Annotated in this window: 7 protein-coding genes; 6 read left to right on the top strand and 1 reads right to left on the bottom strand. The window is 65.3% G+C overall.

Features of this window, described 5'->3' with window-relative positions; genetic code table 11:
- The 5 genes from ACE3RX_RS21310 to ACE3RX_RS21290 all read left to right on the top strand — a co-directional run.
- The coding region (locus ACE3RX_RS21310) for a toluene monooxygenase (protein ID WP_374486979.1) at positions 1-689 on the top strand (689 nt) is incomplete at its 5' end.
- A gap of 15 nt (positions 690-704) precedes the next feature.
- A complete protein-coding gene (locus ACE3RX_RS21305; protein ID WP_374486978.1) occupies positions 705-1718 on the top strand; it encodes a 2Fe-2S iron-sulfur cluster-binding protein in 1014 nt (337 codons plus the stop codon).
- A 31-nt stretch (positions 1719-1749) separates the two neighbouring features.
- A complete protein-coding gene (locus ACE3RX_RS21300; protein WP_374486977.1) occupies positions 1750-3156 on the top strand; it encodes an OmpP1/FadL family transporter in 1407 nt (468 codons plus the stop codon).
- Between the two features lie 82 nt (positions 3157-3238).
- Positions 3239-6148, top strand: coding sequence for an ATP-binding protein (locus ACE3RX_RS21295; RefSeq protein ID WP_374486976.1), 2910 nt, complete (start codon positions 3239-3241; stop codon positions 6146-6148).
- Between the two features lie 17 nt (positions 6149-6165).
- Positions 6166-6774, top strand: a complete 609-nt coding sequence (locus ACE3RX_RS21290; RefSeq protein ID WP_374486975.1) for a response regulator transcription factor — start codon at positions 6166-6168, stop codon at positions 6772-6774.
- 58 nt (positions 6775-6832) lie between these two features.
- On the opposite strand, the gene ACE3RX_RS21285 is transcribed toward ACE3RX_RS21290, so the two are convergent.
- Complete coding sequence (locus tag ACE3RX_RS21285) at positions 6833-9778, bottom strand: response regulator (protein ID WP_374486981.1); 2946 nt, start codon at positions 9776-9778, stop codon at positions 6833-6835.
- Between the two features lie 184 nt (positions 9779-9962).
- Here ACE3RX_RS21285 and ACE3RX_RS21280 point away from each other — a divergent pair, with 184 nt between their 5' ends.
- Positions 9963-10553, top strand: coding sequence for an HD family hydrolase (locus ACE3RX_RS21280; protein ID WP_374486974.1), 591 nt, complete (start codon positions 9963-9965; stop codon positions 10551-10553).
- The last annotated feature ends 3 nt before the right edge of the window (positions 10554-10556 follow it).

Raw genomic sequence — 10556 nt, 5'->3', positions numbered from 1 at the left:
ACCAGTTCAACGAGCGCGAGCACGACAAGGCCCTCGACCCGCGCTGGGCCGGCACGCTGGCCCGCCTGTACACCCCGGCCCGCTACCTGTTCCACACCCTGCAGATGGCGTCGGCCTACGTCGGCCAGGTGTCGCCGGCGAGTACGCTGACCAACTGCAATTACTTCCAGATGGCCGACAGCCTGCGCTGGCTGAGCCACACCGCCTACCGCACCAAGGAGCTGTCCCAGACCTTTACCGACAAGGGGTTTGGCGAGGACGAGCGGCGCTACTGGGAAGAGGATTCCGCCTGGCAGGGCTTCCGCGAGCTGATGGAAAAGGCGCTGACCGTGTGGGATTGGGGTGAGGCCGTCGTGGTGCTGAACCTGGTGGTCAAGCCGGCGGTCGAGGAGACCGTGCTGCGCCGCCTCGGTGAATCCGCCCGCCACAACGGCGACACGTTGCTGGGCCTGATCACCGATGCGCAGCTGATGGACGTGGCCCGCCACCGCCGCTGGGCGACGGCCTTCGCCACCATGGCCCAGGAAACGACGGGCAACAAGGCGTTGATGCAGGGCTGGATCGCCAAGTGGGAGCCGCTGGCCGACCGCGCCATCGATGCCTACTGCGCCGCGCTGCCCGACGTGCCGGGCGCCGCCGAGTCCGCCAAGGCCGCCACCCGCGACTTTCGCCGCGGCCTGGGCCTCTGACCGGGCCTAAACGCCATGAACGCGCCATTGATCCTGAATGAGCGGGACGGCAGCCGCTTCGAGCAGGCGCCGGGGGACACCATCCTCCGCGCCGCGCTGCGGGGCGGCGTCGGCCTCTCCTACGAATGCAACTCCGGCGGTTGCGGCGGCTGCAAGTTCGAGCTGCTGAGCGGCGAAGTCGAGAGCCTGTGGCCCGACGCGCCGGGCCTCGGCGAGCGCGACCGCCGCCGCGGGCGGCATCTGGCCTGCCAGTGCCGGGCCGTCGGCGATGTGACCATCAAGGCTCCGACCGGCAAGGAGTACGTGCCGGCCATCGCGCCGAAGCGGCGTCGGGCGGTGCTGACCGGCGTCACCGACATCACCCACGACATTCGGGAGTTCCGCTTCCACTCCGACGGCCCGGCCGACTTCCTGCCGGGGCAGTTTGCAATGCTCGACCTGCCGGGAGTTGGATCGTCCCGCGCCTATTCCCTGGCCAATACGCCCAACAAGACCGGCGAGTGGCATTTCCAGATCCGCCGGGTGGGGCAGGGCAAGGGCACTTACGCGCTGTTCAACCTGCTGCGTCCGGGCATGGAGATCGGGCTGGACGGCCCCTACGGCGTGGCCTACCTGCGTACCGAGTCGCCCCGCGACCTGGTCTGCGTGGCGGGCGGTTCCGGTCTCGCGCCGATGATCTCCATCGCCCGCGGGGCGGTGGAGGCCGGCCTGCTCGGCCCGCGCAAACTCTATTTCTTTTACGGCGCACGGGAGCCCCGTGACGTGTGTGGCGAGTCGATGCTCGCCGCGCTCGAGGGCTTCGGTGAGCACATCGTCTACTGTCCGGTGGTCTCCTCCCCGGGCGTAGAGGGCTGGGCGGGTGCCACGGGCTTCGTGCACACCCGCCTTCCCCAGGCCCTGCCGGCCGCCCTCTCCAACTATGAGTTCTACTTTGCCGGCCCACCGCCAATGACCCAGGCCCTGCAGGAAATGCTGATGGTCGATCACCGGGTGCCCTTCGAGCAGATCCATTTCGATCGATTCTTTTGAGGTTCCGGCTGGAACCGATGCGGAGACAACAATGAGAAGACGGTATTGGAAGGGGCAGGGCGTGCAGCGTCGCGGTGTGGCCGTCAGCGCGCTGGCGCTGGCCCTGGCTGGGGCCACCGGCAGCGCCAGCGCCACCGATGTATTCCGCCTGGAGGGCTTCGGGGCGGTTTCCCGCAGCATGGGGGGCGCGGCGACGGCGTTCGACACCGGCCCGGCAGGCATGATGACCAACCCGGCGACCCTGTCGCTGATGCAGACCGACAACGCCTTCCTGCTCGGCGTCGATCTGGTGACCACCGACATCGACGTGCGCAACCAGAGCAGCGGCGAGAGCGTGAGCTCCAGCAACCACAGCGCCAACCGTGGCCCCTACTACGCGCCGCAGGTGGCCTACAGCCGCCGCGTGGGCGAGTGGACCTTCGGCGTCGGCGCCTTTGCGCAGGGCGGGCTGGGCACCGAGTTCGGCCGCAGCAGCTTCCTGTCCAAGGCCACCGGCGGGCTGGATACCGGGCTGGAAAATTCGAGCCGCCTGCTGGTGCTGAACATTCCGCTCGCGGCCAGCTTCCGCGTGTCGGAAGCGCTGACGGTCGGCGCCGGCATTGACGCCACGTGGCAGGGCATGAACCTCAATCTGCTGCTGGGGGCCGACCAGGTGGGCAGCCTGATTGGTGGCGGACGGGTGTCCGGTTCGCTGCTGCCGGTGCTGGGCGGCCTGCCGGACCTGCGCGGCGCGCACTTCAGCCTGACCCGCAATTCGCCGGTGGCGAGCGGCGTCGGTGCGTGGGGCTACACGCCGCGGGTCGGCATGACCTACGCGTTCTCCGAGGCGACCCGCGTCGGCGCCGCCTACACCGGCCGCAGCCATGTGTCGGACATGGAAGGCCGGGCGACGCTGACGGCTGTGGATGGGCTGGCGGGTCAGGTGCCGCTGCAGGGCCGCATCAGCATCCGCGACTTCCAGATGCCGGCGGTGCTGAACCTCGGCGTGAGCCAGCGGGTGAATGAGCGTCTCACGCTGGCGGCGGACCTGTCGCGGGTGTATTGGTCCAGCGTGATGAAGGACATCAAGGTGGGCTTCAGCGCCGATGGCGGGGGCGACCTCAACATCCTGCTGCCGCAGAACTACAAGGACCAGACCATCCTGGCCCTGGGGGGGGCGTGGCAGGTGGATTCCCGCTGGACAGTGCGCGGCGGCTTCCGCTTTGCGCAGCAGGCGCTGCCCAGTTCGACGCTGTTCGCGGTGATCCCGGCGATTCCGCGCAAGCATTTGTCGGCGGGCTTCGGCTACGCGGTGTCGGCGAATTCCAGCGTGGATTTTGCGTGGTCCCACGCCTTTCAGGAGAGCATGGATAACGCCAGCCTGCCGAACACTTCGGCGCCAATCCGGGTGAGCCACGCCCAGGACAACGCAACGCTGGCCTATACCTATCGCTTCTGAACGCGCATCCTTGGCAGAAAAAAGGGCGGCCGCGGGGACAGATCTTGTCCCCGCGGCCTGTCCGCATTGGGAGAAGACGGGGATGAATCCCGACGACAAGATTTGCAGGGTGGCCCGGCAGACCTCGGTGCGCGGGGTCGTCATCGATGCCGGCGATGCGCGGGATGTGCGCCGGCAGAAGATGGCGCGGATCATCCTCGATGCGATGTACCAGTTCCTCGGTCTGCTGGACCTGGACGGCAATGTGCTGGAGATCAACCAGACGGCGCTGGACGGGGCCGGCCTCGCGCTGGAGGACGTGATCGGCAAGCCCTTCTGGCAGGCGCGCTGGTGGGAAGTGTCGGAAGAGGTGCGCCAGCGGGTCCGCGAGATGATCCAGGAGGCCCGCACGGGCCGCTTCGTGCGCTGCGACTTCGAGGTGTTTGGCGACCAGCACGGCAGCCGCACCATCGTCATCGACTTCTCGCTGACGCCCATCCTCGACGACGCCGGGCAGGTGGCCTTCCTGCTGCCGGAAGGGCGCAACATCACCGAGAAGATCGCCAGCAGCGCCGAGCTGTCGCGCAAGAACGGGGAGCTGCAGGCGGCGCTGGAACGCCTGAAGGAGCTGGACGGCTACAAGACCCGTTTCTTCGCCAACGTGAGCCATGAGCTGCGCACGCCGCTGGCCCTGATCCTCGGCCCGGTGGAGCAGCTCATCCACGAAGGCGCCGCCCTCGGCGAGCGGGAGCGCTTCCGGCTGGCGGCGATCCAGCGCAATGCGCGCTCCCTGCTGCAGCAGGTGAACAACCTGCTCGACCTGGCCCGCATCGACGCCGACCGGATGCCGATGGCCTACGTGCAGGCCAATCTGGTGGCCCTGGTGCGTGAGATTGCCGCTGGCTTCGACGCGGCGGCGGAGGACCGCCACATCACCCTCAGCCTGCGCGGAGAGGACGAGCTTTACGCCGACGTGGACCGGGCCAAGTTCGCCCGTGTGGTGGAGAACCTGCTGTCCAATGCCTTCAAGTTCACGCCGTCGGGCGGGCGCATCGCCTGCGGCTTCGAGCACCTGCCCGGCGGCCGTGTGCTGCTCAGCGTGCAGGACACCGGCCCCGGCGTGCCGGACGCCATGAAGCAGCACATCTTCGACCGCTTCACCCAGGGCCGCGAGGGACTTGGCGCGGGCGGCAGCGGGCTGGGGCTCAACATCGTCAAAGAGTTCGTCGAGCTGCACCGGGGGACGGTGGTGGTGGTCGATGCGCCGGGCGGCGGTGCGAACTTTCAGGTGGAGATCCCGGCCCGCGCGCCGGATGGCGCCTTTGTGCGGACGGCGGCGGGGCGCGAGGCGCCGCTGGTGCCGGAGCCTGCGTTGCCGCTGGCGGCGGACTTGAGCCTGCCCGGCGCGGAGGTTTTCCATCCGGGCGTTTTCCAGCCTGGCAAGCCGAAGGTGCTGGTGGCCGAGGACAACCCGGATTTGCGCCTCTTCCTGCACGACGTGCTGTCCGACGAGTACAACGTGATCCTGTGTGAAGACGGCGAGGCGGCCTTTGAGGCGGCGCTGGCCGATCCGCCGGACCTGATCGTCACCGACCTGATGATGCCGCGCTGGGACGGCGAACGCTTCGTGCGGGCGCTGGCCGAGCTGCCGGACTACCCGAACGTGCCGGTGCTGGTGCTGTCGGCGCGGGCCGACGATGCACTGCGCTCCAACCTCCTCGAACACCTGGTGCAGGACTACCTGATCAAGCCTTTCTCGGCCCAGGAGCTGTGCGCCCGCGCCCGCAACCTGGTGACGGTGAAGCGCACAGTGGACATCCTGCAGCGGGAGCTCAACTCCCAGGCTTCGGACATTCTCGAGCTCACGTCGGGGCTGGTGGAGAGCCGCAAGACCCTGCAACGCAGCTTCACCGCACTGCAGGTGTCCGACCGGCGCTGGCTCGGCCTCTACGAGAACACCGCGGTGGGCATCGCGCTGGCCGACCGGGAGGGGCGCATCCTGTCGGCCAACCCGGCGCTGCAGCGCATGCTGGGCTATGGTGCCGACGAGATCGTCGGCGTGTCGCTGATCGAGATCACCGAGCCGTCCGAGCGGGCGTCGGCTCAGCGCAACGTGTATGGCCTGTTCGATGGCGAGCTGCCCGGCTACAAGACCCAGAAGCGCTACGAGAAGAAGGATGGCGGCTACCTGTGGGCCAATGTGTGCGCGTCGCGCATCCCGGCCATGGCCCAGGACGGGCCGATGCTGGCGGTGATCGTCGAGGACATCACGCTGCGCATGGAAGCGGAGCGTTCGCTGGCGGCGACCCGCGGCGAGCTGACCCGCGTGGCACGCTTCACCGCGATGGGCGAGCTGGTGGCCTCCATCGCCCACGAGATCAATCAGCCGCTGTCGGCGGTGATCACCAACAGCCAGGCGGCGCTGCGCTGGCTGGCCCGGCCGGCGCCGGACCTCGGCGAAGTGGAGGCCGCGCTGCAGCGGGTCAATCGGGACGCCAGCCTGGCCGGCTCGGTGATCTCGCGCATCCGCGGCTTCCTGCGCGCCGGAGCGATCCGCCGCGAGCCGGTGGATGTGGCGCGCATGCTGGACGAGCTCCTGCAGATGCTGCACGCCATGCTCGCCGACGCCGGCGTGCAGGTGCGCGTCGACCTGCCGGTGCCCACGCCGTGCCTGATCGCCGACGCGGTGCAATTGCAGCAGGTGATCCTCAACCTGATCGTCAATGCGGTGGATGCCATGCGTGACTTGCCCGGCCGCGAGCGCCTGCTGCAGATTCGCGTCGAACCGGCGTCGGCCGGCGGGCTGCAATTCTCGGTGCAGGACAGCGGGCCAGGCGTGCCCGAAGGCGTGGAGGCCAAGCTCTTCGACGCCTTCTACACCACCAAGCAGGACGGCCTCGGCATGGGCTTGGCGATCAGTCGCGGCATCGTCGAGAACCACGGCGGCCGCCTGTGGCTGGAGCGCGGCACCGGGCCGGGTGCCTGCTTCCGTTTCACGATCCCCGACAATTGAAAACACACGGAGACAGCATGGTGGACAGCCCCGAACGGGTATATGTGGTCGACGACGACCTGTCGGTGCGGGAGGCGCTGAGCAGCCTGATCCGCTCGGTCGGCTTGCCCGTCGAGACCTTTTCCTCGGCGGAGGATTTTCTGGCGGCGCAGCGTCCGCCCGGCGTGGCCTGCCTGATCCTCGACATCCGCATGCCCGGCCTCAACGGGCTGGAACTGCAGACGCGGCTTGCGCAGGACGGATTGTCGATCCCGATCATCTTCATCACCGGCCACGGCGACATCCCGATGGCGGTGCTGGCGATGAAGAAGGGGGCCGTCGAATTCCTCTCCAAGCCCTTCCGCGACGACGACCTGCTCGACGCCATCCACGCCGCGCTAGAACGCGCGCGCGCCACCTACAAGGACGAAAGCGAAGTCGGCGAAATCCGCCGCCGCTACGATTCCCTGACCGCCCGCGAGCGCGAAGTGATCGCCTTCATGGTCAAGGGCGCCCTCAACAAGCAAGCCGCCGCCGAACTCGGGGTGTCCGAGATGACCGTCAAGGTGCACCGCCACAACATCATGCAGAAGATGGGCGTCACCCGGCTGCCGGATCTGGTGCGGATGGTCGAGCGGCTGATGTGATCGGGGCCGAGAGCCCGGAGCATGCCTTGCTTCTGTCCTCGGGGCGCAAAAGACCCATCTACAGCCAGCGCATCAGCGTTTCATAGAAGCGCTGGGGGACAACCGGCTTCGACAGGAAGTCGTTCATCCCGGCTTCCAGGCAGTTGGTCCTGTCTTCACTGAATGCATTGGCGGTCATCGCCAGAATGGGCACCTGTTGCAGGCCAGGTAGTCCTCTAATGCGTCGTGTCGCTTCCAGGCCATCCATCTGGGGCATCTGCATGTCCATTAGGATCAGGTCATAGGCGCCCGTTTGCGCTTTCTCCACGGCGACGAGGCCGTTTTCTGCGGTATCGACGGCGAGTCCGGTGGACGACAGCAGTTCTTTTGCCACCATCTGGTTTATCGGCTCATCCTCGACCAGCAGGATCCGCTTACCCGCATGCTTCTCGCTGAGCCGGGCTTCTGCCTCTTCGGCACTGGCTGACAACTCCTGGAGATCTGCCTTCCCGGTGCTTTTGTTGAGTCTGGCGGTGAACCAGAAGCAGCTGCCAACAGCGGGTGTGCTACTGAAACCGACACTGCCACCCATCAATTCGGCCAGGCGTTTGGTAATGGCCAGCCCGAGGCCCGTTCCACCGTATTCCCTCGTCGTGGAGCTATCGGCCTGTTCAAAAGCAGAAAAGAGTCGGGCCTGGGCCTCCGGCGCAATTCCTATCCCGGTATCCTGCACCTCGAAGCGGATCAGGACTGACCCTTCATCTTCTTCAAGGAGCCCCGCCCGGAGCGTAATGCTCCCGGTCTTCGTGAATTTGATGGCGTTGTTGGCGTAATTGAGCAGCGCCTGGGTCAGGCGTGTCGGGTCTCCCTGCAAATGGCGCGGCACGCCATCGGCTTCCATCCGCAGCTTGATTCCCTTGGCCTGGGCGCGAGGCGACAGGATGGAAGAAACATTGCTCAGCAGTGCTTCAACGACGACATCGGTCTTTTCCAGCGTCAGTTTTTTGGCCTCGATCTTCGAGAGGTCCAGAATGTCATTGATGACGTTGAGCAAATGGTCCGCCGAGGCGTTGATGGTATCGAGCCAGGCGGCCTGCCTGCCGGTTACCCCGTCGCGACGAAACAAGTGAACCATGCCGAGGATGGCATTCAACGGCGTCCTGATCTCATGGCTCATATTGGCCAGAAACTGGCTTTTGGCATGTGTTTCCGCCTTGGCCGCATCACGCTCCTCGCGGGTCCTCAGCGTCTGAATCCCGAAGGAAAGGTTTCGGCCCAATTCTTCGAGCAAATTGACTTCCTGGGGGCCGAACGCGTCGGAGGCCTTGGCGTAGAGCGTGAGGGCGCCGATGGTTCTGCCTTCACATATCAAGGGGAGGGCGATGCTCGCCTGGAAACCCCGCTTCAGGATGGCGTCCCGCCAGTGGGCCAGATTTGGGTTGGCCAGCATATTCTGATTGACGGCGGTTTTCCCGGTTCGAATGGCTGTTCCCGTTGGACCCTGGCCCAGCTTGCTGTCGTCGCTCCAGGAAATTGATACCGACTCCAGGTAACCCTGTTCAAAGCCTGACTTGGCGACTGGACGGACTGTTTTTCCTTCATCGTTTTCCGGCGCTCCAACCCAGGCCATCATGTAGGCACCGACATCCACCATCAATCGGCAAATGTCGTTCAACAGTTCTTGCTCATTGGTGGCACGTGCCAGCAGCAGGTTGCAGTCACTCAGCAGCCGCAGGGAACGGTTCAGCCGATGCTGCTCGATTTGTGCCTGTTGGCGCTCCGTGACATCACGCGTGACTTTGGAAAAGCCAACCAGCGCACCCGACGGGGCGTGCAGCGCCGTGATGATCACGTCGGCGTAGAACCGGCTGCCATCCTTGCGGACCCGCCAGCCCTCATCCTCCGCGAGGCCGCTGTGGCGTGCCCTTTGCAGCAGTGCAGCCGGCTTTCCCGCGGCGATGTCCTTGGGCAAATAAAAGATTTCGCTGGATTTCCCCAGGATCTCCGACTCTTCATAGCCTTTGAGGCGATGCGAACCGTCATTCCAGGATGCCACCCGACCCTCGGGGTCCAACAGGATGATCGAATAGTCCTTGACGCTGGAGATCATCATGCGCAGTTGCTCTTCGCGCTTGAAGAGCACTTCTTCCGCATGCTCCCGTTCTGCCTTTAAGGCCGCCAGGGAAAGCCCCGTAAGCTGGGTGGTGGCGATGTAACTCCAGAGGAGAATGAGGCCAAGCTGGGCGTCTGGCAAATTGAATGCGCCCACTCCCGACGAGGCACTCCACGCGGCAACCATCGCAAAGCCGAGCGACGCGACCGCCGCCGCAATGATCCCGAAATGCAGGGCGGCCCACGCAAACAAGGGCAGGGTCAGAAACGCAAGTGGCAAACGCAGGCCGACTTCGCCGTAGTTCATCACGAAGGCAAACCAGGCTGCACACGATGCGACGATGAACCAGAGCGCCAGCCCGCGCTTTTTCTGGCCCAATTGGGCCAGGTTGGCAAGGGTCAGCGGAAGCAGGATGGGGCCGGCGAGCAGCAATCCGACGGTGTCCCCCACCCACCAGGTCAGCCAGGCAATACCAAACCCATCCAGTGCGACCAGTTTCGCCAGGTACAGACTGATTGTGCCGCCCGTCGCGGAGGCAAGCATGCCAATTGCGCTGGCTACGATGAAGGCAACGACGTCTGTCTGGCGAGTGAAGGAAGGGTCGAATCGCACCCGCCGCAGCCAGTAGGCTGTGAGCAAGGGCCCCAGGGTATTTCCGATGGCGGTTCCCAGGGCCAGCGGAATCGATGAGCCAATGGCCAGATTGACGAAAAAGGCGCTGACGGCAATGCTGGGCCACGTGCCCATTCCCCACCGGATCAAAGCCGCAACGGCGATACCGGTAGGGAGCCAGATCAGGGTGATGTGAGAGCCGAAGTACGGAAGCTTGAGCCCCAGCCAGCCAGCCACGAAGTACGCCGTGGCAACGACCGCCAACCTGAGGAGTTGTCGGGGGCCTCCAACGCTGGGCATTTCGATTGGAGGGCTCGTGTTCATGCGACATGCTTTCGTTGTTGGCTGCTGCCGTGATGACTGCTGGGCTTGGGCAAACTGTCACAATGCGATCTTCCGCCGAAGCACAGTCAATGGCAACGTGCTGAGGACAGCCTCCACCAGTGTTCTGTAAACTATGCGCCCACATCGGATGCAGGAAATCATGCAATCGACAGCACTGGAAAAGCAGCTGCATTTTCTGCGGGAAATCGACCGGCTTAAATCCGTCGTACGGCAATCGCCGCTACTCGACAAAAGCCGCAAGGAAAACTCGGCCGAGCATTCCTGGCACCTGGCAATGTACGCCCTGCTGCTGAGTGAATACGCCAGCGGGCCCGTGAATACCAACCGCGTCCTGCGCATGCTCCTGATCCATGACATCGTCGAGATTGACGTCGGTGATTTTCCGATCCACGGCGGGACTTCCCCCCAATTGCAGGCCGAACAGGAAGCCGCCGCCGCGACGCGCCTGTTTGGCCTGCTGCCAGAGCACCAGGGCGACGAGCTGCTGGCCTTGTGGCAGGAGTTTGAGGAGGCGGAGAGCGAGGATGCGCAGTTCGCGAAGGCGCTCGACCGCTTTCAGCCGCTGCTGATCAATGTCTTCACCGGCGGCGGAACCTGGACGGAGAACGGTATTTCACTGGAGCAGGTCTTTTCGCGCTATGGCCCGGTTATCAGGAGAGGCGCGCCGCAACTGTGGCGCGTGTGCGAGCAGTGGGTGATTCAGCACTTTCGAACCGGTCCGGTGGAATGAGGA

It is taken from the genome of Zoogloea sp., from assembly GCF_041914405.1.
Taxonomy (GTDB): Bacteria; Pseudomonadota; Gammaproteobacteria; order Burkholderiales; family Rhodocyclaceae; genus Zoogloea.
This window is presented reverse-complemented; position numbering and strand designations above follow the sequence as displayed.